Annotated in this window: 17 protein-coding genes; 7 read left to right on the forward strand and 10 right to left on the reverse strand. The window is 74.8% G+C overall.

Annotation, left to right across the window (positions count from 1 at the left end; translation table 11 throughout):
• Positions 1-38: 38 nt before the first annotated feature.
• Positions 39-1535: a tRNA (N6-isopentenyl adenosine(37)-C2)-methylthiotransferase MiaB gene (gene miaB / locus ACFWA9_RS28940; protein ID WP_329489825.1), complete on the reverse strand. Its 1497-nt coding sequence runs from the start codon at positions 1533-1535 to the stop codon at positions 39-41.
• Between the two features lie 138 nt (positions 1536-1673).
• Here miaB and ACFWA9_RS28945 point away from each other — a divergent pair, with 138 nt between their 5' ends.
• Entirely contained in the window at positions 1674-2693 is a 1020-nt protein-coding gene (locus ACFWA9_RS28945) for a TAXI family TRAP transporter solute-binding subunit (RefSeq protein ID WP_329489824.1), read from the forward strand.
• Positions 2694-2805: 112 nt separating this feature from the next.
• On the opposite strand, the gene ACFWA9_RS28950 is transcribed toward ACFWA9_RS28945, so the two are convergent.
• Positions 2806-4242 (reverse strand): HAMP domain-containing sensor histidine kinase, encoded by a 1437-nt coding sequence (locus ACFWA9_RS28950; RefSeq protein WP_329489823.1) that lies wholly within the window; start codon positions 4240-4242, stop codon positions 2806-2808.
• 6 nt (positions 4243-4248) lie between these two features.
• On the reverse strand, positions 4249-5031 hold the full coding sequence (locus ACFWA9_RS28955; RefSeq protein ID WP_380390857.1) for a response regulator transcription factor: 783 nt from the start codon (positions 5029-5031) through the stop codon (positions 4249-4251).
• A gap of 385 nt (positions 5032-5416) precedes the next feature.
• On the opposite strand from ACFWA9_RS28955, the gene ACFWA9_RS28960 reads away from it, so the two are divergent.
• The 5 genes from ACFWA9_RS28960 to ACFWA9_RS28980 all read left to right on the forward strand — a co-directional run bounded on the left by ACFWA9_RS28960 (position 5417) and on the right by ACFWA9_RS28980 (position 10742).
• The gene (locus tag ACFWA9_RS28960) at positions 5417-6193 is read left to right on the forward strand and encodes an amino acid ABC transporter ATP-binding protein (protein ID WP_329489821.1); all 777 of its coding nucleotides are present in this window, start codon (positions 5417-5419) and stop codon (positions 6191-6193) included.
• Positions 6194-6315: 122 nt separating this feature from the next.
• Entirely contained in the window at positions 6316-7218 is a 903-nt protein-coding gene (locus ACFWA9_RS28965) for a glutamate ABC transporter substrate-binding protein (RefSeq protein ID WP_352297351.1), read from the forward strand.
• A gap of 49 nt (positions 7219-7267) precedes the next feature.
• Positions 7268-7918, forward strand: coding sequence for an amino acid ABC transporter permease (locus tag ACFWA9_RS28970; RefSeq protein ID WP_329489819.1), 651 nt, complete (start codon positions 7268-7270; stop codon positions 7916-7918).
• Positions 7915-8766: an amino acid ABC transporter permease gene (locus ACFWA9_RS28975; RefSeq protein ID WP_380390860.1), complete on the forward strand. Its 852-nt coding sequence runs from the start codon at positions 7915-7917 to the stop codon at positions 8764-8766. The genes ACFWA9_RS28970 and ACFWA9_RS28975 overlap by 4 nt, the downstream gene beginning before the upstream one ends.
• Before the next feature lie 146 nt (positions 8767-8912).
• Positions 8913-10742 carry an FAD-dependent monooxygenase gene (locus ACFWA9_RS28980; protein ID WP_380390862.1) on the forward strand — a complete coding sequence of 610 codons (1830 nt, stop codon included), beginning with the start codon at positions 8913-8915 and terminating at the stop codon, positions 10740-10742.
• Here the strand turns inward: ACFWA9_RS28980 and rny are convergent.
• The 7 genes from rny to ACFWA9_RS29015 all read right to left on the reverse strand — a co-directional run bounded on the left by rny (position 10723) and on the right by ACFWA9_RS29015 (position 18650).
• On the reverse strand, positions 10723-12177 hold the full coding sequence (rny, locus tag ACFWA9_RS28985; RefSeq protein WP_380390863.1) for a ribonuclease Y: 1455 nt from the start codon (positions 12175-12177) through the stop codon (positions 10723-10725). The two genes, ACFWA9_RS28980 and rny, sit on opposite strands and share 20 nt — an antisense overlap.
• Positions 12178-12364: 187 nt before the next feature.
• Positions 12365-13432, reverse strand: a complete 1068-nt coding sequence (locus ACFWA9_RS28990) for a regulatory protein RecX (protein WP_380390865.1) — start codon at positions 13430-13432, stop codon at positions 12365-12367.
• 7 nt (positions 13433-13439) lie between these two features.
• Positions 13440-14570, reverse strand: a complete 1131-nt coding sequence (gene recA / locus ACFWA9_RS28995; protein WP_329489815.1) for a recombinase RecA — start codon at positions 14568-14570, stop codon at positions 13440-13442.
• A 199-nt stretch (positions 14571-14769) separates the two neighbouring features.
• Positions 14770-16008 (reverse strand): AI-2E family transporter, encoded by a 1239-nt coding sequence (locus ACFWA9_RS29000; protein ID WP_380390873.1) that lies wholly within the window; start codon positions 16006-16008, stop codon positions 14770-14772.
• 210 nt (positions 16009-16218) lie between these two features.
• On the reverse strand, positions 16219-16413 hold the full coding sequence (locus tag ACFWA9_RS29005) for a DUF3046 domain-containing protein (RefSeq protein ID WP_352297341.1): 195 nt from the start codon (positions 16411-16413) through the stop codon (positions 16219-16221).
• Positions 16414-16445: 32 nt separating this feature from the next.
• Positions 16446-17000 (reverse strand): GNAT family N-acetyltransferase, encoded by a 555-nt coding sequence (locus ACFWA9_RS29010; RefSeq protein ID WP_380390868.1) that lies wholly within the window; start codon positions 16998-17000, stop codon positions 16446-16448.
• Between the two features lie 96 nt (positions 17001-17096).
• Positions 17097-18650, reverse strand: a complete 1554-nt coding sequence (locus ACFWA9_RS29015) for a S8 family serine peptidase (protein ID WP_380390869.1) — start codon at positions 18648-18650, stop codon at positions 17097-17099.
• Between the two features lie 286 nt (positions 18651-18936).
• Here ACFWA9_RS29015 and ACFWA9_RS29020 point away from each other — a divergent pair, with 286 nt between their 5' ends.
• Positions 18937-23724, forward strand: a complete 4788-nt coding sequence (locus ACFWA9_RS29020) for an ATP-dependent helicase (RefSeq protein WP_380390871.1) — start codon at positions 18937-18939, stop codon at positions 23722-23724.
• The last annotated feature ends 94 nt before the right edge of the window (positions 23725-23818 follow it).

The following is a 23818-nucleotide window of genomic DNA, read 5'->3' on the forward strand; positions in this document are numbered from 1 at the left end:
GGATCCGGGATCCCGCCGGGCCGCCGAAGGAGCGCCGGTCAGTCGCCGCAGCAGCCGCCCGCCGCGGGGGCGGCCACCGGCGCCGGGGCGCCGATGGTGGGCAGGCCGAGCATCACGCCGGCCGGCTTGGCCGCCGGGGCCGCCTGGCGCTTCTCCCAGGCGTCGCCGGCCCGGGTGCGGCGCACCCCGAGGGTCGGGCCCTCGGCCAGCAGGTGGTGCGGGGCGGCGTAGGTGATCTCGACGGTCACCGTGTCGCCCGGGCGCACCGGCTCGGCGGGCCGGGTGAAGTGCACCAGCCGGTTGTCGGGCGCGCGGCCGGAGAGCCGGTCGGTCCGGTCGTCCTTCTTGCCCTCGCCCTCGGCGACCAGGATCTCCAGGGTGCGTCCGACCTGCTTCTTGTTCTCCTCCCAGGAGATCTCCTCCTGGAGCGCGATCAGCCGGTCGTAGCGGGCCTGCACGACGGCCTTCGGCACCTGGTTCTCCATCTCGGCGGCCGGGGTGCCGGGGCGCTTGGAGTACTGGAAGGTGAAGGCGTTGGTGAAGCGGGCCTCGCGCACGGTGTGCATGGTCTGCTCGAAGTCCTCCTCGGTCTCGCCGGGGAAGCCCACGATGATGTCGGTGGAGATGGCCGCGTCCGGCATCGCCTCGCGCACCTTCCGGATGATGCCGAGGAAGCGCTCCTGCCGGTACGAGCGGCGCATCGCCTTGAGCACGGTGTCCGAGCCGGACTGCAGCGGCATGTGCAGCTGGTGCATCACGTTCGGGGTCTCGGCCATCGCGGCGATCACGTCGTCGGTGAAGTCCCGCGGGTGCGGCGAGGTGAAGCGGATCCGCTCCAGGCCCTCGATCTGCCCGGCGGCGCGCAGCAGCTTGGAGAACGCCTCGCGGTCGCCCAGGTCGGAGCCGTAGGCGTTGACGTTCTGGCCCAGCAGGGTGACCTCGATGACGCCCTCGCCGACCAGCGCCTCGATCTCGGCGAGGACGTCGCCCGGGCGGCGGTCCTCCTCCTTGCCGCGCAGCGCGGGGACGATGCAGAAGGTGCAGGTGTTGTTGCAGCCGACCGAGATGGCCACCCACGCGGCGTACGCGGACTCGCGGCGGGTGGGCAGCGTGGACGGGAAGGTCTCCAGCGACTCCAGGATCTCGACCTGGGCCTTGCGCTCGACCGCGGCCCGCTCCAGCAGCGCGGGCAGGTGCCCGATGTTGTGGGTGCCGAACACCACGTCGACCCAGGGGGCCTTGCGGACGATGGTGTCGCGGTCCTTCTGGGCCAGGCAGCCGCCGACGGCGATCTGCATGCCCCGGTGGCGGCTCTTCACCGGCGCCAGCTGCCCGAGGTTGCCGTACAGCTTGTTGTCGGCGTTCTCGCGCACCGCGCAGGTGTTGAACACGACCAGGTCCGGGTCGCCGTCCTGCCCCGCCTTCACGTACCCGGCGTCCTCCAGCAGCCCGGACAGCCGCTCGGAGTCGTGGACGTTCATCTGGCAGCCGTACGTGACGACCTTGTAGCTCTTCAATCCGCTCTCACCGCTCACCCAACCAGGGTACGGGCACCCGCGAAGGGCTTTTCCCCGCCCGCCCGGGCGCCGCCCGCCCGCTCTCCGGGCGCCGGCCGCCACCCGCCCCGGCCTGCGCCCCTCCCGTTCGCCGCCCGCGCCTGGCACTATCCCTGCATGGCCCCCTCCCCCGATCCCCGCCCCGGCGGCGCCCTCCGCGCCGCCGCCCGCAGCCCGCTGTGGCGGACGCTGCTGGTCCTGGTGCTGGTGGCGGCCGGGTTCGGCGGCTGGTGGCTCTCGGCGGGCCGCACGCCCGACTACCCCCGCGGCGAGACCGGTTTCGCCACCGGGGTCCAGCGCGGCGTCTACGACCGGTACGGGCAGCTGCTGCAGACCCACGTCGCCAGGGCGATGCCGGGGGTGCGGCTGCGGCTGGACAACTCGCAGGGCTCGATCGACAACCTGGCCCGGGTCACCAGCGGCCAGGACGACTTCGCGATCGCGACCGCCGACGCCGTCGCCGAGTACTCCGGCCCCGGCAAGGACCGGCTGCGGGCCATCGCCCGGCTCTACGACGACTACCTCCAGCTGATCGTCCCCGCCGACTCGACGGTGCGCCGGACGGCCGACCTCAAGGGCAAGCGGGTCGGCGTCGGGCAGGCCCTGTCCGGGGTGAACCTGGTGACCAGACGGCTGCTCTCCTCGGCCGGCCTCGACCCGGACCACGACATCACGCCGGTCATGCTGGGCGTCGGCGACGCCGCCGACCAGCTGCGGGCCGGCAAGCTGGACGCCTTCTTCTGGTCCGGCGGGCTGCCGACCAGCGCGCTGACCGACCTGTCCGACCACATCGGGATCAGGCTCGTACCGCTCGGCGACCTCGCCGAGGCCGTGCACAAGGTCGAGGGCGGCGGCACCGACGCCTACCGGGCGGCCACCATGCCGAAGGGCACCTACCCCAACGCCGAGCCCAAGGACGCCGTCGCCACGGTGGCCGTGCCCAACCTGCTGATCACCCGCGAGGACGTGGACACCGACCTGGTGCAGGGGATGACCCGGGCGGTGATAGACAGCCGCGACCAGATCGGCGCCCAGGTCCACGCCGCCCAGCTGGTCGACCTGCGCACCGCCGTCTACACCGACCCGCTCCCGCTGCACGAGGGCGCGATGCGCTACTACCGCTCGGTGAAGCCGTGAGGTCCTGACACCGCGAGGCCCTGCCATCGCGAGGTGCGGACACCGCAAGGTCCGGACACCGCGAGGCCCGGACCCCCGGGGCCCCGAACCACCCCGGCCCCGGCCCCGGCCGTCAGAGCTTCTTGCCCGCCCGCGGCACCGCCAGCGTCACCGCGAGGCCGGTCGGCCGGACCGGGGCGAAGGTGAGCGAGCCGCCGGCGGCCAGCAGCAGGGTGCGGGCGATCGAGAGCCCGAGCCCCGAGCCGTCCACGTTCTGGTGACGCGCGCTGCGCCAGAACCGGTCGCCGGCCCGGGCCAGCTCCTCCTCGGCGAGCCCCGGCCCGGCGTCCGAGACGGTCACCGCGACCTCGTCGCGCCGCACCGCCACCAGCACCCGGACCCGGCTGCCGGCCGGGCCGAACTTGAGCGCGTTGTCGACCACGGCGTCCAGCGCGCTGCCGAAGCCGATCGGGTCGGCCATGCCGAGGGCGAGCGCCGGGCCCTCCCAGCCGAGCTCGATCCCGCGCTGCTGGGCCACCGGCCGCCAGGCGTCCGCCCGGGCCAGGGTGAGCGCGACCAGGTCGGTCGGCTCCGGCTCGGGGCGGGCGTGCTCGGCGGTGGCCAGGCCCAGCAGGTCGTCCAGCACCCGGGCCAGCCGGACGCCCTCCTCCCGGACCCTGCCGAGCTCCTCGTCGTGCCCCTCGGGCAGCTCCAGACCCAGCACCTCGACCCGCAGCAGCAGCGCCGCCAGCGGGTTGCGCAGCTGGTGCGAGGCGTCCGCGACGAAGGCCTTCTGCTGGTCCAGGGCGAGCACCACATGGTCGGCCATGTCGTTGAACGAGCGGGCCAGGCGCTGCAGTTCGGGCGGCCCGCCGCCGGGCGCCACCCGGGCGTTCATCCGGCCGGTGGCGATGTCGTGGGTGGCCCGGTCGAGGGTCCGGACGGGCCGCAGCACCCACTCGGTGAGCCGGACGGCCAGCAGCACCGCGACGATCATCGCGGCGGCCTCGCCGGCCCCGATCACCAGCCAGCGGTGCAGCACCCGGGTGCGCATCGGCCCGGTCGGGGACTCGCTGAGCACCACCGCGACCACGTCGCCGTCCCGGACCACCGGGGTGGCGATGGTCAGGGTCCGGTCGGGGGTCCACGGCCAGACCTGCGGCGGGTTGTGGCTGCGCCGCCCGTCCAGGGCCTCCTGGAAGGCCTGCTCGCCCCAGCCGCCGGCGGGTACCCGCCAGTCCTCGGGGGCGGTGGCGATCGGCAGGCCGTCGCGCTGGAAGATGCCGAGCCGCACGCCGTAGAGGTCGTGGTAGCGCGCCACCTCGGCGTCCAGCGCGTGCCGGCGGCTGAGGTCGCCGGGAGCGGGCTGGGACTCCCCCTTGAGGGCGGACTCCAGCCCGGAGACGCCCGAGGTGGGCAGGTCCTGGGCGAACCGGGCGGCGTCGTCGAGCCGGTCGACGACCACCCGGCTCTGCTCGGCGGCCGCGACCGCCGCGGCGAGCGGCAGCCCGAGGGCGGCCAGTACGCAGAGCATCAGGGCGAGCAGGATCCCGAGCAGGCGGGTACGCACGTGCGGTCAGTGCTCCGCGCGGGCCTGGGGGGCTTGCGCCGCGGCCGTCGCGGCGGACCCGGCGGCCGCGGCGGCGGCCGGGCTCTCGGGGATCAGCCGGTAGCCGACGCCGCGGACGGCCTCGACCAGCCCGGGCAGCGCGAGCTTGGTGCGCAGCGAGCCGATGTGCACCTCCAGGGTGCGGCCGTTGCCCTCCCAGCCGCTGCGCCAGACCTCGCTGAAGATCTGCTCGCGGCGGTAGACCACGCCGGGGCTCTGCGCGAGCAGCGCCAGCAGGTCGAACTCCTTGCGGGTGAGCGGGACGTCCCGGCCGTCCACGCTGACCCGGCGGCGCTCGCGGTCGATCAGGATGCCGCGGGACTCCAGCGGGCCGCCCTGCTGCGGTACGACGTCGGGGGCGGGCACCGCGGCGGCGGCGGGCGCCGCGCCGCGCCGGGCCACGGCGTGGATCCGGGCGAGCAGCTCGCCCATGTCGTAGGGCTTGGTGACGTAGTCGTCGGCACCGAGGTTGAGGCCGTGGATCCGGGAGCGGATGTCGGCGCGCGCGGTCACCATGATCACGGGCACGCCGCTGCCGGCCCGGATCCGGCTGCAGACCTCGAAGCCGTCCCGGTCGGGCAGGCCGAGGTCGAGCAGGACCACCCGGTACGGGTCGTTGCCGTCCGGCACCAGCGCGTCGAGCGCCTCGTGCCCGCTGCGGGCGTGCCTGACCTGGAAGCCGTGCCGGCCCAGGACCGCGACCAGCGCGGCGGCCACACGTTCGTCGTCCTCGACGAGCAGCAGTCGCATCGTTCCTCCTCCCCCCGACGTTCCCCGGGGTGTCACGTGATGTTCACGGGCCCCACCGGGCAGGTCCCGGTCCTGCGCAGTATGGGCCAGCGGAGCGCCGGACGCCAGGCTCGGCCACGCCCCGGGACCGCCGGGGACGGCGCGCGGCGGTGCGGGTGCCCGCTGTCACGGTGCCCCCTGTTTCCCGGCTGTGAACGGCTCTTGCCGGGCGTGTGGCCGGATCGTGATCCTCAAGTTCCGCTCAGATCGGCTGACGTGGCATCGTCATGGCTCCTATGGTCACCCCACCGGGGGCCGAGGCTCCGCCGGCCGAGGCCCCCGGTTCCTACCATCACTGCCGCCCAAGGGAGTTCGACTCCGGGGGCCGACACGAGGAGCAGGCGCGATGACCGAGAGCCTGATCAAGGACTCCAGCGCCGCCGCGACCGCTCCGCTGGTGGTGCTGAACGGGGTGAACAAGCACTTCGGTGCCCTTCACGTCCTCCAGGACATCGACCTGGAGATCGCCCAGGGCGAGGTGGTGGTGCTGATCGGCCCCTCCGGCTCGGGCAAGTCCACGCTCTGCCGGACGATCAACCGGCTGGAGACCGTCGACTCCGGCACGATCACCATCGACGGCCGGCCGCTGCCCGCCGAGGGCCGGGAGCTGGCCAAGCTGCGCGCCGAGGTCGGCATGGTGTTCCAGAGCTTCAACCTCTTCGCGCACAAGACCGTGCTGGAGAACGTGGTGCTCGGCCAGGTCAAGGTGCGCGGGATCGCCCGTGAGAAGGCGGTGCGGACCGCCCAGGAGCTGCTGGAGCGGGTGGGGGTCGGCGCGCAGGCGTCGAAGTTCCCGGCCCAGCTCTCCGGCGGCCAGCAGCAGCGCGTCGCGATCGCCCGGGCACTGGCGATGAACCCGAAGGTGATGCTCTTCGACGAGCCCACCTCGGCGCTCGACCCGGAGATGATCAACGAGGTGCTGGAGGTCATGCGCCAGCTGGCCGCCGACGGCATGACGATGGTCGTCGTCACCCACGAGATGGGCTTCGCCCGCTCCGCCGCCAACCGCGTGCTCTTCATGGCCGACGGCCGAATCGTCGAGCAGAACACCCCCGAGGCCTTCTTCACCGCGCCGCGCAGCGACCGCGCGAAGGACTTCCTCTCGAAGATCCTGCACCACTGAGCTTCCGGACGGACACCGGTCGGCGACGGCAAGGACGCCGGCGCCGGTCCCGCCCGCCCGGCCACCTTCCTGTCGCCAGAGCCCGGTTGAACCGTGGCCCAGCCCCGAGGAGAACCACCCTCATGAGGACTCGTCGCACCTTCGCCGTCGCGCTCTGTGCCATCGCGCTCACCGCCACCGCCGCCTGTGGCAAGGACGGCGCCCCCGGTGACGCCGCCGCCAGCGGCAGCACCGCCCCCAAGCTGCCCACCTACACCGTCAAGACCGACGCGAAGGTGGACTCCGCGATCTTCGCCGAGGCCAAGAAGCGCGGCCAGCTGATCATCGGCGCCAAGTCCGACCAGCCGTTCCTCGGATTCGAGGACCTGGCCAGCGGCGACCGCAGCGGCTTCGACATCGAGATCGCCAAGATGGTCGCCGCGGACCTCGGCTTCACCCCGCAGCAGATCAAGTGGCAGACCCTGGTCTCCTCGCAGCGCGAACCCGCGATCTCCAAGGGCCAGATCGACTTCTACGTCGGCACCTACAGCATCAACGACGAGCGCAAGAAGACGGTGTCCTTCGCCGGCCCGTACTTCATCGCCGGCCAGGACTTCCTGGTCAAGGCGGACAACACCTCGATCACCGGCCCGGAGTCGGTCAACGGCAAGAACATCTGCACCGCCACCGGCTCCACCTCGATCAAGAACATCCAGCAGTACTCGCCGAAGATCACCCAGTTCGACACCTACTCGGCCTGCGTCGAGAAGCTGCTGTCGGGCGAGGTCGACGCCGTCACCACGGACGACGCCATCCTCAAGGGCTACGCCTCCAAGTACGCGCCCAAGCTCAAGGTGGTCGGCAAGCCGTTCACCAAGGAGAACTACGGCGTGGGCCTGAACAAGGACGACGCCGCCCTGCGGGGCGCCATCAGCGACGCCCTGAAGGCGCACCAGGACAACGGCGACTGGAAGAAGGCGTACGACGCCACCCTCGGCCTCTCCGGCTCGGCCGCGCCCACCCCGCCGGCCCTTGAGCGGTACTGACCGCCCGCCGACCACCGTTCCTGACCACTCCTGAGAGGAGGGCCGCCGGATGGGTTTCCTGTTCGAGGACGGCAACTTCGCGCTGTTCCGCGACGGCTTCCTGCAGACGATCGAGCTGAGCGCGCTCAGCGCACTGCTCGCCCTGCTGCTGGGCACCCTGCTGGCGGCCTTCCGGGTCTCCCCCATACCCGCGCTGCGCGGCTTCGGCACGGCCTGGGTGACGCTCTTCCGCAACACCCCGCTGACGGTGCTGTTCTTCGCCGTCACGTTCGGGCTCCCGCCGCTCGGCGTGCACTTCAGCCACCTCACCTTCGCGGTGCTGGCGCTGGGCAGCTACACGGCCTCGTTCGTCTGCGAGGTGCTCCGCTCGGGCATCAACACCGTGCCGCTCGGCCAGGCCGAGGCCGCCCGCAGCCTCGGCATGACCTTCGGTCAGACCCTGACCAGCATCGTCCTGCCGCAGGCCGCCAGGACGGTGCTGGCACCGCTGAGCAGCGTCTTCATCGCCCTGCCGAGGAACTCGGCGATCGCCGGCGCCTTCAGCGTCAGCGAGCTGTACAGCGCGCAGCAGTCGTTCTCCGAGGACGGCTACTCGATCTTCGCGATCTTCTTCTGGGTGGCCTGCGCCTACCTGGTGATCAGCGCCGTCGTCGCCCTGCTGTTCCGCTTCCTGGAAGACCGACTGGCGGTGGCCCGATGAACGCCCTCTTCACCCGCTCCTCCACGGCCAGCGTCCTCTACGACGCCCCGGGCCCGCGGGCCCGCACGCGGTACCGGCTCTTCGGGGTGCTGTCGCTGCTCGCGATCGCCGGCCTGCTCTGGTACGCGATCGCCAGCCTGGCCTCCAACGGCCAGTTCGACGCCCAGCTCTGGGACGCCTTCCAGTACAACACCATCCAGCAGCGGATCGTCGACGGTCTGCTGGCCACCCTGGAGGCCTTCGGGCTGGCCGCGGTCGGCTCGCTGGCCCTGGGCGCGCTGCTGGCGGCCGGACAGCTCTCCGACCACAAGCCGGTCCGCTGGGCGGCGGTCTCCTTCGTCCAGTTCTTCCGGGCGATGCCGCTGCTCATCCTGATCGTCGCGCTCTACTACGCCTTCTTCGCCAAGGAGCCGATGTGGGCCCTGGTGATCGGGCTCACCCTCTACAACGGCTCCGTGCAGGCGGAGATCATCCGCAGCGGCGTCAACGCCGTGCCGCGCGGTCAGGGCGAGGCCGCGTTCGCGCTCGGCCTGCGCAAGACCCAGGTGATGACGACCATCCTGGTGCCGCAGGCGGTCCGCTCGATGCTGCCCACCATGATCGGCCAGCTGGTCGTCACCCTCAAGGACACCTCGCTCGGCTTCATCATCACCTACCACGAGCTGCTGTTCGTCGGTAAGGCGATCGCCAGTCAGCCGCTCAACGCCGCGGGCTTCCCCTACATCCCCGTGGTCCTGGTGATCGGGCCCATCTACATCGTGATGTGCCTGCTGCTCACCGCGCTCGCCCGGTGGATCGAGGCACGCGGCCGCCGCGGCGCGAACCGGCGCACATCAGCTGCTGCTTGACGGACACGCAGGCGAACTGTTGCATTGCTCTTCGTGACACCATCCGGGACCATCCTCGCGGCATATGACGCCCCCTCGTCGGCCTGCCCGGCCCCGGGGGTGCGCGGCTCCGCCCGCCCGGCCGGCCGCTGCGCAAAGGGCCCGGCATGGACCCGGTGATCGTGGTCGGGGCCGGACCGGTCGGTCTGGCCCTGGCCCTCGCCCTCGCCCGGCACGAGGTGCCGACCGTCGTCCTGGACGAGGGCTCCGGGCTCTGCCCCGAGGGCCCTCGCAGCGTCGTGCTCGGGGCCGACACCGCCGCCTTCCTGACCAGGATCGGCTACCCGCGGGCCGTCTCGGACGCCGCCCGGTGGGACGCCTTCGCCATCTGGCGCCGCCGCCAGGAGGTGCTGCGGATCGACCTGGCCGACCCCCCCGTCCTCCACCTGCCCCAGCACCGCCTCCAGCGCGGCCTGCGCGACGCCCTGACCGGCACCCCGCTGGTGCGGCTGGTGCCGTTGAGCCGCGTCACCGAACTCGCCCAGGACCGCGACGGCGTCAGCGTCCGCACCCGCAACCCGCAGGACGGCACCGAGACCTGGTGGCGCGGCAGCCACCTGGTCGGCTGCGACGGAGCCCGCTCCGCCGTCCGGAAGCTGCTGCGGATCCGCTTCCCCGGCCGGCCGGCCGTCGACCGCAACGCCGTCGCCACCGTCCGGGTCGACCTGCCCTTCACCGAGGCCCGGCTGCACCGCGAGCCCCCGTGGCGCGGCGACCGCGAGGCCTCCGCCCGACCGCTGCCGGACGGCGTCTGGCGCCTCGACTGGCGGCTGCCCCCCGGCCGGCCGGTCCCCAGCGAACCCGTCGACCCGCACGCCACCTGGCCCGGCGTCGTCACCGGCGACACCCTGCTCACCCGGGTCACCGCGACCCTGACCGGCTGGTGCGGCGAGCTGCCCCGGTACGAGCTGCTCGCCGCCGCCGACCACACCGCCCAGCAGCGCCTCGCCGCCCGGTTCCGCAGCGGCCGCTGCTTCCTCGCCGGCGACGCCGCCCACCTGCACGGCGCCCTCGGCATGCAGAACCTCGCCGACGGCCTGCGCGACGCCGACAACCTCGCCTGGCGCCTCGCCCTCGCCTGGCATCTGCACACCGGCGGCCCCCAGCCCGGCGGCTCGCTGCTCGACGGGTACGAGGCCGAGCGGCGCGGCGCGGTCGGCGCCCGGCTGCGCGCCGTCGATCAGGCCATGCCGCTGCTGCGCCCGCTGCGCGGCTGGCAGGCCACCCGGCGCTCGCTGCTCTCCGGCTCGTTCCGCAAGCACGCGCCGCTGCTCGCCGACGGCCAGCTCGGCACCGGCCGCTTCGGCGGCGCTCCCGCCTACCCGGCGGCGCCCAGCGGCGTGCCCGGGCGGGTCCCGGTGCAGCGCGGCCGGCGCGACGCGACCTCGCTCAGCGAACTGCTGCCCGCCACCTCGCCCGGCGTGCTCGTCCCGGACCTGCCGGTGCTCACCACCGACGGCACGCCGGACCAGCTGCACGCCCGGCTCGGTGCCTCCTTCCTGCTGCTGCTGGTCGCCCCCGGCACCGCCGTCTGGTCCGCCGAACACTGGCTCGGCGCCGGGCTGATGCCGCGGCTGGCCGAGGTCGCCGCGGCCCTGCCGGTGCCGGCCGAGGTGCTGGTCACCGAGGAGTACCCCGGAGCCGGACCGCACACCGTGCTGCTGATCCGGCCGGACGGCCATCTGGTCGGGGTCACCCAGGGCGCCGCGGCGGACGACCTCCTCGCGCTGGCCGAGCGCGCCCGGGGCGGGCCGCCGACCCTGGCCGGCGGTGCCGAGCCGGACCAGGAACCCGACCGTCCCGGCCGCGACACCGGCACCGAATCCGCCCGCGGTACCGGCTCCGGTCCCGGAGCGGGCGCCGGGACCGCCGCGCCCCGACAGGTCTCCGGCGCGACGCCGCGCCCGGCGGACTCGCCTAGCGGGCCACCTCGGTGACCCTGCTCTCCCGCACCACCGTGACCCGGATCTGGCCCGGGTAGGTCAGCTCCTCCGCCACCTGCTTGGCGACCTCGCGGGCGATCACCTGTGCCCCGAGGTCGTCCACCACCTCCGGCCGCACCATCACCCGCACCTCGCGACCGGCCTGCATCGCGTAGACCTTGGCCACCCCTTCGTGCGCCCGGGCGATCTCCTCCAGCCGCTCCAGCCGGCGCACGTAGACCTCCAGCGACTCCTTGCGCGCCCCCGGACGGCCGCCCGAGCAGGCGTCGGCGGCCTGGGTCAGCACCGCCTCGACCGTCCTCGGCTCCACCTCGCCGTGGTGCGCCGCGATCGCGTGCACCACGTCCGCCGACTCGCCGTACCGGCGGGCGAAGTCCGCCCCGATCGCCGCGTGACTGCCCTCGACCTCGTGCGTCAGCGCCTTGCCGATGTCGTGCAGCAGCGCCGAACGACGCACCGGTGCCGGGTCCACCCCGAGCTCGGCGGCCATCATCCCGGCCAGGTGCGCCGACTCCACCAGGTGCCCCAGCACGTTCTGCCCGTACGAGGCCCGGTAGCGCAGCGTTCCCAGGGTGCGCACCAGCTCCGGGTGCAGCCCGCCGACGCCGGCCGACAGCAGCGCGTCCTCACCGGCCCGGACGCAGCGCCGCTCGACCTCCTCGCGGCTGCGCTCGTGGACGTCCTCGATCCGCATCGGGTGGATCCGGCCGTCCTCGACCAGCTGCTCCAGGGTGAGCCGGGCGGTCTCCCGGCGGACCGGGTCGAAGCACGACAGCTGCACCGAGACCGGGGTGTCATCGATGATCAGATTGACGCCGGTGACCGCCTCGAAGGCGCGGATGTTGCGGCCCTCCCGGCCGATGATCCGCCCCTTCATCTCCTCGTTGGGCAACCGGAAGAGCGACACCGCCGTCTCGGCCGTCTGCTCGCTCGCCAGCCGCTGGATCGCCCCCGCGACGATCTCCCGGGCCCGCTGCTCGCCCTCCTCCTTGGCCGCCCGCTCGATCTCGCGGACGGCGACGGCCGCCTCCCGCCGCGCCTCGGCCTCGGCCTCCCGGACGAGTTGGGCCCGGGCCTCGGCGGCCGAGAGTCCGGCGGCGCGCTCCAGCTCCGCCGCCCGGCGCCGCAGCAGTTCGTCGGCCTGGATCCGGGACCGCTCCAACGCGGTCGACCGGTCGTCGAGTTCACCCTCGCGGGCCCGGAGGTGGCTCAGCTCCTCGGTCAACCGCTCCTCGCGCCGGTCGAGTTCGGCCCGCACCCGCGCGGACTGCTCCTCGGCCCGGCGCCGGGCCCGCTCGGTCTCGGCCGTGGCCCGCCGCTGCGCGACCCGCAGGCGCCCAACCGTCAGCCAGGCCGCCGCCACGACGGCGACCAGCACCGCGGCCGACAGCAGGGGGACGACCGGTCCGGCGCTCAGCGCGATCCTCATCCTGCCCACTCCCCGTCCTGCGCGCCACGCCGCCCGGGACCGACCGAGACCGGGCCCGGGCATGCCTGCCCGCGGCACGGCCGGGGAGTGATCGACGCGTTACCCGCACTGAGTGCGAGGCTAAGCGCAGGTTACGAAACGGTCAAGACTGGCCAGGTAGTTGGCGAACTCCTCCACAGCGGGGCCGTCATTCCCACCCGGAACCGGGTCCTCCGTCCACGTCCTCTCCATCCGGACCGCCGTCGGCCGCCTCCGCGTCCAGGACCTCCCGGACCACCCGGAAGGCCAGCCCCTCGGAGTAGCCGCGCCGGGCCAGCACGCCGACCAGACGCCGCGTCCGGGCCTGCCGCTCCAGGCCCCTGGTCACCCGCAGCTTGCGTTCGACCAGGGCCCGGGCCGCCTCGGTCTCGTCGTCGTAGTCCAGCTGCGCGACGGCCTGCTCGACCAGGTCGCCGGCGACCCCCTTGGTCCGCAACTCCTGGGCCAGCGCCCGCCTGGAGAGACCGCGAACGGCGTGCCGGGACTCCACCCAGGCCTGGGCGAAGGCCGCGTCGTCGATCAGCCCGACCTCCTCCAGCCGGGTGAGCACCCCGTCGGCGACCTCGTCCGGGATCTCCCGCCGGCGCAGGGCGTCGGCCAGCTGCTTGCGGGACTTGGCGGCGCCGGTGAGCAGGCGCAGGCAGATGTCCCGCGCCCGGGCCTCGGGGTCGACCGACTCCTCGGGCTTCGCCGCCCGGGCACCCCGGGCGCCCTTGCGCCCTTCGCCCTCGGCGCGCTCCCGCGCGCGTCCCCGCGTGCGACGGGCACCCGCGCCCCGCCCGGCGCGCCCGCCGCCCTCGGCCACGTCGGCCGGGTCGGCGAGATCGGCCGGGCCGGTGCGGGAGACAGGGGCGGCCGCACCCCCGTGACCGGCCGCCCCTCCCCCGGCCGGATGGCCGGGAGCCGTCTCCTCCACCAGCGCGGAACGGCGCCGGCGCCGGCCCGTCGGCAGCTCGGACGCGGACACCAGCCCGAGCGCGTCGTCCAGGCCGTCCGGACCGCTCGCGCCGTCGGGAGCACCCCGCCGCCCGGCCCGGACGGGCGGCACGCCCCGCTCGGGCCGCGGTCCGGGCCCCGGCTCCGGACCCGGTTCGAACTCCGGTTCCGGCTCCGGCCCCGGTTCCGGCTCGGCCACTGCGGCGAACCAGTCCGGCGGACCGTAGTCGTCGTCCTCCGGGCCCGCCGGGCCGCCGTCCACCGCCCTGCTGTGCTGCATCAATGACTCAGGCCTTGGCCGCCGCCGTCGTCTTCTTCGCCGCGGCCGTCTTGGCGGCGGTCGCGGTGATCGGCTTGGCCCCGCCCTCGGCAGCGGCGTCGGCACCGGCGGCCGGCGCCTCGCCCTCGGCCGGCTCCGCCGTCTTCGGGCCGATGCCGAGCTTGGTCTTGATCTTCCGCTCGATCTCGTCGGCGAGCTGCGGGTTGTCCCGGAGGAAGTTGCGGGCGTTCTCCTTGCCCTGGCCGAGCTGGTCGCCCTCGTAGGTGTACCAGGCGCCCGACTTGCGGATGAACCCGTGCTCGACGCCCATGTCGATCAGGCCGCCCTCGCGGCTGATGCCCACGCCGTACAGGATGTCGAACTCGGCCTGCTTGAACGGCGCGGCCACCTTGTTCTTGACGACCTTCACCCGGGTGCGGTTACCGACCGCCTCGGTGCCGTCCTTCAGGGTCTCGATCCGGCGGATGTCGAGCCGGACGGAGGCGTAGAACTTCAGCGCGCGGCCACCGGTCGTCGTCTCCGGCGAACCGAACATGACGCCGATCTTCTCGCGGAGCTGGTTGATGAACACCGCGGTGGTGTTCGACTGGTTCAGCGCACCGGCGATCTTGCGCAGCGCCTGGCTCATCAGACGGGCCTGCAGACCGACGTGCGAGTCACCCATCTCACCCTCGATCTCCGCGCGCGGGACGAGCGCCGCGACGGAGTCGATGATCACCAGGTCGATCGCGCCGGAGCGGATCAGCATGTCGGTGATCTCCAGGGCCTGCTCACCCGTGTCCGGCTGGCTGACCAGCAGGGCGTCGGTGTCCACGCCGAGCTTCTTCGCGTAGTCCGGGTCGAGCGCGTGCTCCGCGTCGACGAACGCGACCGTGCCGCCGGCCCGCTGGGCGTTGGCCGCCAGGTGCAGGGTCAGCGTGGTCTTTCCGGACGACTCGGGGCCGTAGATCTCGACCACCCGGCCGCGCGGGATGCCGCCGACCCCGAGGGCGACGTCCAGGGCGGTGGACCCGGTGGGGATCACGTCGATCGGCTCGTTGGCCTTCTCGCCGAGGCGCATCACCGAGCCCTTGCCGAACTGCCGCTCGATCTGGGCGAGTGCGGTCTCAAGAGCCTTCTCGCGGTCCGTACCTGCCATGGCTTCCACCCTCGGGTTCTGTGCTGTGCGCTTCATCGTTCTCGACGCTAGCGCGTCCCACTGACAATCGGACCCGACCGGGCTCGACCCTGTGGAAAACTCTTCGCCGGAGAGTACAAAGAACACCTGTTCGATTCAAGCGGCGCAGGTGGGCCGGGCCCGACCGACCCGGCCGAACGGCCGGCCGCCGCCCCCGGCGCTACTCCTCGCCGCCCCGGCCCGGGCCCCCGCCCCGCCCGGACTCGTGCCCGGAGTCCCGCCCGGCGTCACGGCCGCCCGCGTCCTCCCCGCCCGCGGCGCCGTCCGGCCCCACCCCCGCGCCGACCATCCGCCGCAGCCGCCGCGCCGCCTTCCGGCGCAGCTCCCGCCGGGCCCGCCGCTGGGCCCCCCGGTCGATCCGCGGATCGGTGGCCACCTCGTACCGGCGCACGTAGGTGCCGACGAAGCCCTGCAGGGTGGCGGCCGCCGGGATGGCGATCAGCGCGCCCACCGCGCCGAGCAGCGCCGCGCCCGCGATCACCGAGCCGAAGGCCACCGCCGGGTGCACATCCACCGTCCTGGCGGTGATCCGGGGGTGCAGCAGGTAGTTCTCGATCTGCTGGTAGACGACCACGAACGCCAGCACCCAGAGCGCGTCCACCGGCTCCACGGTGAGCGCGACCAGCACCGGCAGCGCGCCGGCCAGATACGTCCCGATGGTGGGCACGAACTGCGACATGACGCCCACCCAGACCGCCAGCGCCGCCGAGTACGGCAGGTCCAGCAGCGCGAACATCACCCAGTGCGCGAGTGCCGAGGCGACCGCGAGCAGCGCCCGCGAGTAGAGGTAGCCGCCGGTCTTCGCCAGCGCGATCTCCCAGGCCCGCAGCACCTCGCCCTGCTTGGCGGGCGGCAGCAGCGAGCAGACCGTGCGGCGCACCCGGGGGCCGTCCGCGGTGAAGTAGAAGGTGAAGAGCCCGACCGTGAAGGCCTGGAACAGCCCGCCGATCAGGGTCGAGGAGACGCCCCACACGTTGTCGGCGGCCTGCTGCGCGTAGGTCTCGATCGCCCCGGAGTCCTTGAGCAGCTTCTTCTGCAGCTCGTCCAGCGAGAGGTCCTGGTGGAAGGTCTGGTTGATCCAGTGGATCAGGTTGTCGAGCAGGTGCGGCAGGTCCCCGGCGATCTTCGCCACCTGGTCGACCAGCAGGGTGCCGAGCGCGGTCAGGAACCCGCCCACCGCGACCGCCACCGCGACGAAGACCAGGAAGGTGCCGACCCCTCGGCGCACCCCCCGGGCCGCCATCCGGTCGACGGCCGGCTCCAGGGCCAGCGAGAGGAAGAAGGCGACCAGGAGCATCACGAACAGGTCGATCAGCTGGTGGAAGGCCCAGTCGGCGAGCTGGAACAGCCCGACCATGACCAGCGCCAGCACCATGGCGCGGGGCAGCCAGCGCGGCATGCCGGTCCCCAGGAGCCCGTCGGCCGGGGCCGGCACGGAGTCACGGGCGGGCTCCCGGTCGGCGCCGTCGCGGTGCTCGGGCCGCCGGCCCGCGGCCTCGTCGGCGGCCTGCGCCGACCTGTCCGACTTCTGCGGTTCTGCGCTGCTTGTCACTCGGACAGTCTGTCCCATGCCCCGTGCCCCACACCCCTCCGGGCACCGGGCACCGGTTCAGCGGAGCACTGCGGACACGCCCTGGTTCTCGCAGACCATCCGCCAGACGTCCTTGGCCTCCCAACCCGCGTCCAGGGCCTGCCGCACCGTCCGCCCGCCCAGCTCGCTCATCACGTGGTCGGTGGCGAAGGACTCCGCGTACGCCTCCCCGAAGTGTGCGTACATCCGTCGCCAGAATTCGGTCAGCCTCATGCCCCCCAGTATCCCGGACCGGACCGGAGGCTTCAGGGCGTCCAGTCGGCCGCCTCCAGCGCGTACTCGACCTCCCCGTGCTCCGAGCCCGGGATCGCCTCCGGGTACTCCTCGTGGAAGGTCCGGACGAAGTGGAGCCCGGCCTTCTCCATCACCCGCCGCGAGCCGCGGTTGACCGTCATCGTGTACGCCACCACCCGGCGCACGCCCAGCTCGGTGAAGCCCCGGCGGATCAGCGCCCGGGCCCCCTCGGTGGCGTAGCCGCGGCCCCAGGCCGGCCGGCGCAGCCGGTAGCCGAGCTCGACCTCGCCGCGGTCCTGCCGGTCCGTCGGGCGGAACTCGAACCAGCCCAGGAAGGCCCCGCCGACCCGCTCCTCGGCGGCCCACCAGCCGAGGTCGCCGTACCGCCGGTAGTGGTCGAAGTAGAGCGGCAGCAGTTCCCGCTCGACCACCTCGCGCGGGGTGGCCCGGCCGCCGGTGAGGTGGCGCGTCACCTCGGGGTCGCCGTCCAGCTCCACCAGGTGGTCGACGTCGGCGGGGGTGAAGCGGCGCAGCACCAGCCGCTCGGTGGTGAGGTGGACGGTCATCCCCCGATCCTCGCCCACGGCGCGGCGCCCGTCACCCGGTTTCCGGCGGCCCCCGGCCCGGCGCGGGCCCCGCCGCTCGGGGCAGGCCCCGCCCGCTCAGTGCGGCAGCGCGAGCGTCCCCGCGCCGTAGTACTGGCGGTCGCCGCAGGCGTACGGGCCGGGCGGGCAGGCGGCGGCCGCGGTGGTGGCCAGCAGGGTCGCGAGCCGGTCCGAGTCCCAGTCCGGGTGCAGCGCGGCGGCCACCGCCACCGCGCCGGTCACATGGGCCGCGGCCATCGAGGTGCCGGCCAGCGCGGCGTACTGGCCGCCGGGCCAGTCGGAGACCACCGCCCCCTGCGGGCCGCCGTCCGGGTCGCCGCCGGGGGCGGCCAGCGAGACCTTGCCGCGCCCGAAGTTGGAGTAGGCGGACGGGTGGCCGTCCCGGTTGACGGCGGTCACCGTGACCACCCCGGGGAGTTCGCCGGGGAGCCGGACGCACTCCGTCCCGACGTAGCGGGTCCGGGCCGGGCCGGAGCTGCGGTCGTTGGGGCTGCGGTCGTCGGTGCGGGCGGCCCCGAGGTCCTGCCCGTCGTTGCCGGCCGAGGCCACCACCACCGCTCCCTTGCGCCGGGCGTAGTCGACGGCCCGGGCGACGGCGGCGGTCAGCGCGGCCTGGTCGCCGTCCTCCGGGCAGTTGTACTTCCAGGGGTCGGCGAAGTAGCTGTTGTTGATCGCCTTGGCACCGTGGTCGGCGGCCCAGAGCATGCCGCAGACGATGTTCTCCGCGTAGTACTGCCCCAGCGGCCCGAGCAGCCGGACGGCGGCGATCCGAGCGCCTGGCGCGACGCCGCTGACGCCGTGGCCGTCCCGGGCCGCGCCGACGATCCCGGCGACGTGCGTGCCGTGGCCGCTCTCGCCGACCCCGGGGTCGGGCCGCCAGGCGCCGGTCCGGGCGTCCGGGCGGCCGTCCGCGCAGGAGGCGGAGCTCTTCGGGTCCACGGCCGCGCGCAGGTCCGGATGGGTGTCGTCGACGCCCGAGTCGAGCACGGCGACCAGCACCCGGCGCAGCGCGTCGGCGGAGGGGGCGCCCGGTCCGGTGCCGGGACCGCGCAGCAGGGTGGCGGTGGTGTCGGCGGACGGGCCGCCGCCGCTGCCGCTGCCGCTGCCGAGCATCGCGAGGTTCCAGGCGTCGCGCTCGCCCGGGTCGGCCACGGTGGGGGTGGCGTCGTCCGCGCCGTCCGACGCCGCCCGGTCGCCGCCGGCCCCGGCCCCGGCGCCGAAGTCGCCGGCGCCGTCCAGCGGGCGGGGCGGGCTCGGCACCGGTGAGGTCCGGGTGGCGCCCACCGCGGCCACTCCGGGCCGGTCCCGGACCTTGTCGGCGAAGCCGCCGGCGGCGTACGCGAGGACCGCCCCGATCTGGGGGTACTCCTGGACGACCTGCCCGCCGGCGGCACGCGCCTCGGCACCGGCCCGGGCGGCGCCGGACGCGTCCTGCCGCTCGGCCAGCACCAGGTAGCTGAAGTACTCCCGCCCGGGCCCGGCCACGTACGGGACGGCTCCGCCGACCACCAGCGCGGTGAGCAGCATCGCGAGCAGTGCGCGGACCGGGCCCCGGGTACGGCGTGGGGGGACCTGCACGGGACCGCTGCCGGCCGGGTGCGCCTGCGCCATCGCACGGTCTCCGCTCGTCGGTCCCGGTGGCCGCGGGGGTCCGGCGATCACCGGAGGTCCGATGCCACGAGAGGATCAGGTGTCTGAATTATCACCATATGAGCGGATTATCCTTTCTGCCTTTCCGGTGACCCTCCCGCCCCCTCCCGCCCCCTGCCCCGACTTCGCGACGGCCCGGCACCGACCCGGCCCCGCGACGCCCCGCCCTCGCGACACCCCGGCCGACCCGGCCGACCGGCGCCGCCTCCACCCGCCCCTTGTCAGTGCCACCCGGCACCATGGGGGCATGGCGCCGAAGACCCACCCCCAGCCGCCCGCCGACCCGCTGGCCGGATTCGCCCCGGCCACCCGGGCGTGGTTCTCGGGCGCCTTCCACGCGCCCACCACCGCCCAGGCCGAGGCCTGGCAGGCCATCGCCGGCGGGACGGACGTCCTGGTCGTGGCCCCCACCGGCTCCGGCAAGACGCTCGCCGCCTTCCTCTCCGCGCTGGACCGCCTGAGCAGCACCCCGCCCCCCGCCGAGCCGAAGCGCCGCTGCCGGGTCCTCTACATCTCGCCGCTCAAGGCCCTCGCCGTCGACGTCGAGCGGAACCTGCGCTCCCCCCTGGCGGGCCTGCGCCAGGCCGCCGTCCGGCTCGGCCTGCCCGAGCCGGATGTCCAGGTCGGCATCCGCTCCGGCGACACCCCCGCCGCCGACCGGCGCCGCTTCACCACCCACCCGCCGGACATCCTGATCACCACCCCCGAGTCGCTCTTCCTGCTGCTCACCTCCGCCGCCCGGGAGGCCCTGCGCGGCATCGACACGGTGATCCTGGACGAGGTGCACGCCGTGGCCGGCACCAAGCGCGGCGCCCATCTGGCGCTCTCCCTGGAGCGGCTGGACGAACTGCTGGAGCACCCGGCCCGCCGGATCGGCCTCTCCGCCACCGTCCGGCCGGTCGAGGAGGTGGCCCGCTACCTCAGCCCGCGGCGCGGTGCCACCGTCGTCCAGCCCGCCGGTGCCAAGGAGTTCGACCTCTCGGTGGTCGTCCCCGTCCCGGACCTCGACGACCTGCCGCCCGCCCCCGCCACCGGCGGCGACGCCGACCGGCAGAGCGGCGGAGCCTCGATCTGGCCGCACGTCGAGGAGCGGATCGTCGACCTCGTCCAGGCCCACCGCTCGACCATCGTCTTCGCCAACTCCCGCCGGCTCGCCGAGCGGCTCTGCAACCGGCTCAACGAGATCGCCTACGAGCGAGCCGCCGGCGAGCCGCTGCCCGAGGCGCACGCGCCCGCCCAGGTGATGGCCGAGTCCGGCGTCGCCAGGGGCGCCCCGCCGGTGATCGCCCGCGCCCACCACGGCTCGGTCTCCAAGGAGCAGCGCGCCCTGGTCGAGGAGGAGCTGAAGGCCGGCCGGCTGCCCGCCGTGGTCGCCACCTCCAGCCTGGAGCTCGGCATCGACATGGGCGCCGTCGAGCTGGTCGTCCAGGTCGAGTCACCGCCCTCGGTCGCCTCCGGCCTCCAGCGGGTCGGCCGGGCCGGCCACCAGGTCGGCGCCGTCTCCACCGGCGTCTTCTTCCCCAAGTACCGGGGGGACCTGGTGCAGTCCGCCGTGGTCACCGAGCGGATGCGGGCCGGCCGGATCGAGGCGCTGCGCATCCCGCGCAACCCGCTGGACGTGCTCGCCCAGCAGCTCGTCGCCATGACGGCGCTGGACACCTGGCCGGTGGACGACCTGCTCGCACTGGTCCGCCGGGCCGCGCCGTTCGCCACCCTGCCGCAGTCCGCCTTCGACGCCGTGCTGGACATGCTGGCCGGCCGCTACCCCTCGGACGCCTTCGCCGAGCTCCGCCCCCGCCTGGTCTGGGACCGGGTGGCTGGTACCGTCACCGGCCGACCCGGCGCCCAGCGGCTCGCCGTCACCTCCGGCGGCACGATCGCCGACCGCGGCCTGTTCGGCGTCTTCATCGCCGGCTCCGAGGCGGCCGACTCCAAGGCCGGCCGCAAGGGCACCGGCGGCCGCCGGGTGGGCGAGCTGGACGAGGAGATGGTCTACGAGTCGCGCGTCGGGGACGTCTTCACCCTCGGCACCACCTCCTGGCGGATCGAGGAGATCACCCACGACAAGGTGCTGGTCACCCCCGCGCCCGGGGTCCCCGGCCGGCTCCCGTTCTGGAAGGGCGACACTCTCGGCCGCCCGCTCGAACTCGGCCGCGCGCTCGGCGCGTTCACCCGCGAGCTGGGTGCGCTGGAGCCCGCCGCCGCCACCGCCCGGCTCCGGCAGGCCGGCCTGGACGACTGGGCCGCCGGGAACCTGCTCGGCTACCTCACCGAGCAGCGCGCCGCCTGCGGCCACCTCCCGGACGACCGCACCATCGTGGTCGAGCGCTTCCGCGACGAGCTCGGCGACTGGCGGATCGTCATCCACTCCCCCTTCGGCGCCCAGGTGCACGCGCCCTGGGCGCTCGCGATCGGCGCCCGGCTGCGGGAGAAGCACGGTCTGGACCCCCAGGTCATGCACGCCGACGACGGCATCGTGCTCCGCCTCCCCGACGCCGACCTGCTCGACTTCCCGGTGGAGCAGCCGGCGCCGGACGACGCCCCGGTCGGCGCCGACGCCGCCCTGTTCGACTCCGGCGAGATCGAACAGCTCGTCACCGACCAGGTCGGCGGCTCCGCCCTGTTCGCCTCCCGCTTCCGCGAGTGCGCCGGCCGCGCCCTGCTGCTCCCCCGGCGCAGCCCGGGCAAGCGCACCCCGCTCTGGCAGCAGCGCCAGCGATCCGCGCAGCTCCTGGAGGTCGCCTCGGAGTACGGCTCGTTCCCGATCGTCCTGGAAGCCGTCCGGGAGTGCCTCCAGGACGTCTTCGACGTCCCCGGCCTGGTCGAGCTGATGCGGGACCTCGAATCGCGCGCCGTGCGCCTGGTCGAGGTCACCACGCCCGAGCCCTCGCCGTTCGCCCGCTCGCTGCTCTTCGGCTACGTCGCCCAGTTCCTCTACGAGGGGGACTCCCCGCTCGCCGAGCGCCGGGCCGCCGCCCTCGCGCTGGACTCCCGGCTGCTGTCCGAGCTGCTCGGCCAGGCCGAGCTGCGCGAGCTACTCGACCCGCAGGTCCTGGCCGAGCTGGAGGCGGAGCTCCAGCGCCTCACCCCCGAGCGCCGGGTCAAGGACGCCGAGGGCGTCGCCGACGCCCTGCGGCTGCTCGGTCCGCTCACCGAGGCCGAGCTGACCGCCCGCGGCGCCGAACCGCTCTGGGCCCTGGAGCTCGAAGCCACCCGCCGGGTGATCGCGGTCCGGATCGCCGGTGAGCAGCGCTGGGCCGCCGTCGAGGACGCCGGGCGGCTGCGCGACGCCCTGGGCACCCCCCTGCCGGTCGGCGTCCCGGAGGCCTTCACCGAGCCGGTCAAGGACCCGCTGGGCGACCTCCTCGCCCGGTACGCCCGCACCCACGGCCCGTTCACCGCCACCGAGGCCGCCGCCCGCTTCGGCCTCGGCAGCGCGGTGGTCGCCGGCACCCTGCAGCGCCTCACCGCCGCCGGGCGGCTGGTCCAGGGCGAGTTCCGCCCGCCGGACGCCCACCCCCTCGTGCCGGACGCCGCACGCCCCGCCTCCACCGAGGGCCACCCCGCCACCGTCGAGTGGTGCGACGCCGAGGTGCTGCGCCGGCTGCGCCGCCGTTCGCTGGCCGCCCTGCGCCAGGAGGTCGAGGCCGTCCCGCCGCGCGCCCTGGCCGCCTTCCTCCCGCAGTGGCAGCACCTGGCCGGCCACCGGCTGCGCGGCCCGGACGGCCTGCTCCGGGTGGTCGAGCAGCTCCAGGGCACCGCCCTGCCCGCCTCCGCCCTGGAGCGGCTGATCCTCCCGGCCCGGCTCGCGGACTACTCCCCCGGCCTGCTGGACGAGTTGATGGCCGCCGGCGAGATCGGCTGGTCCGGCGCCGGCGCCCTGCCCGGTAAGGACGGCTGGATCGGCCTGCACCTCGCCGAGCACGCCCACCTGCTGCGTCCGGAGCCCGTCCCGCCCGCCGTCACACCCGTGCACACCGCGTTGCTGGAGGCCCTGGCCGGCGGCTACGGGCTCTTCTTCCGCCAGCTGGTCGCCCATTTCCCCGACACCCCCGAGACCGAGGTCGTCGAGGCCCTCTGGGACCTGGTCTGGGCCGGGTACGTCAGCAACGACACCCTCGCCCCGCTGCGCGCCCTGCTCGGCTCCGGCCGGACGGCCGGCGCGACCGCCCACCGGGCGCCCCGGGCCACCCCGCGCGGGCGCTACGGCGGCGCGGGCCGGGCCTTCGGCCGGGCCGGCGGCACGCTGCGCGGCGGACCGCCGACGGTGGCCGGGCGCTGGTCGCTGCTGCCCGCCTTCGACGCCGACCCGACGGTGCGGGCCACCACCCAGGCCCAGAGCCTGCTGGACCGGCACGGCCTGCTGACCCGGGGCGCGGTGGCGGCCGAGCGGGTCCCGGGCGGCTTCGCCGGGGTGTACCGGGTGCTCGCCGCGATGGAGGAGCGCGGCCGGGCCCGCCGGGGGTACTTCGTGGAGGGGCTGGGCGGCGCCCAGTTCGCCATGGACGGCGCCGCCGACCGGCTGCGGTCCGTCAGCGGGCGGCTGGAGCGGGCCCGGGCCGCCGAGTGGCCGGCCGGTCCGGCGGCCGAGCCCCCGCAGGTGCTGGTCCTGGCCGCCGCCGACCCGGCGAACGCCTACGGCGCCGCGCTGCCCTGGCCCGACCCGCCGGGCACTGCGGCACCCGGTGCCGAGCGGGCCGCCGCGGCCGGGGAGGCGCCGAAGGAGACCAAGGAGGCCCGGGAGGCCAGGGCGCACCGCCCCGGCCGCAAGGCCGGCGCCCTGGTGGTGCTGGTCGACGGCGAACTGGGCCTCTACATCGAGCGGGGCGGCAAGTCCCTGCTGGCCTGGCCCGAGGACGAGGCCGCCCTCGCCGCCGCGACGGCCGCGCTGGCCTCGGCGGTCCGCGCGGGGGCACTCGGCAGCGTCACCGTCGAGCGGGCCAACGGCGTGCCCGCGCTCGGCTCCCCGCTCGGCGCCGCCCTGGAGGAGGCCGGCTTCCACCCCACTCCACGGGGCCTGCGGCTGCGGCCCTGACCCGTCCCGTGCCCGGGGAACGGCGGGCGCCCCCCGGGACCCCGGCCCCGGGCGAGGGCGCGGGGGGGGGGCCCCCCCCCCGGCCGGGCCCCCC

Origin of the sequence: Kitasatospora sp. NPDC059973 (assembly GCF_042737525.1) — a bacterium.
GTDB lineage: Bacteria > Actinomycetota > Actinomycetes > Streptomycetales > Streptomycetaceae > Kitasatospora.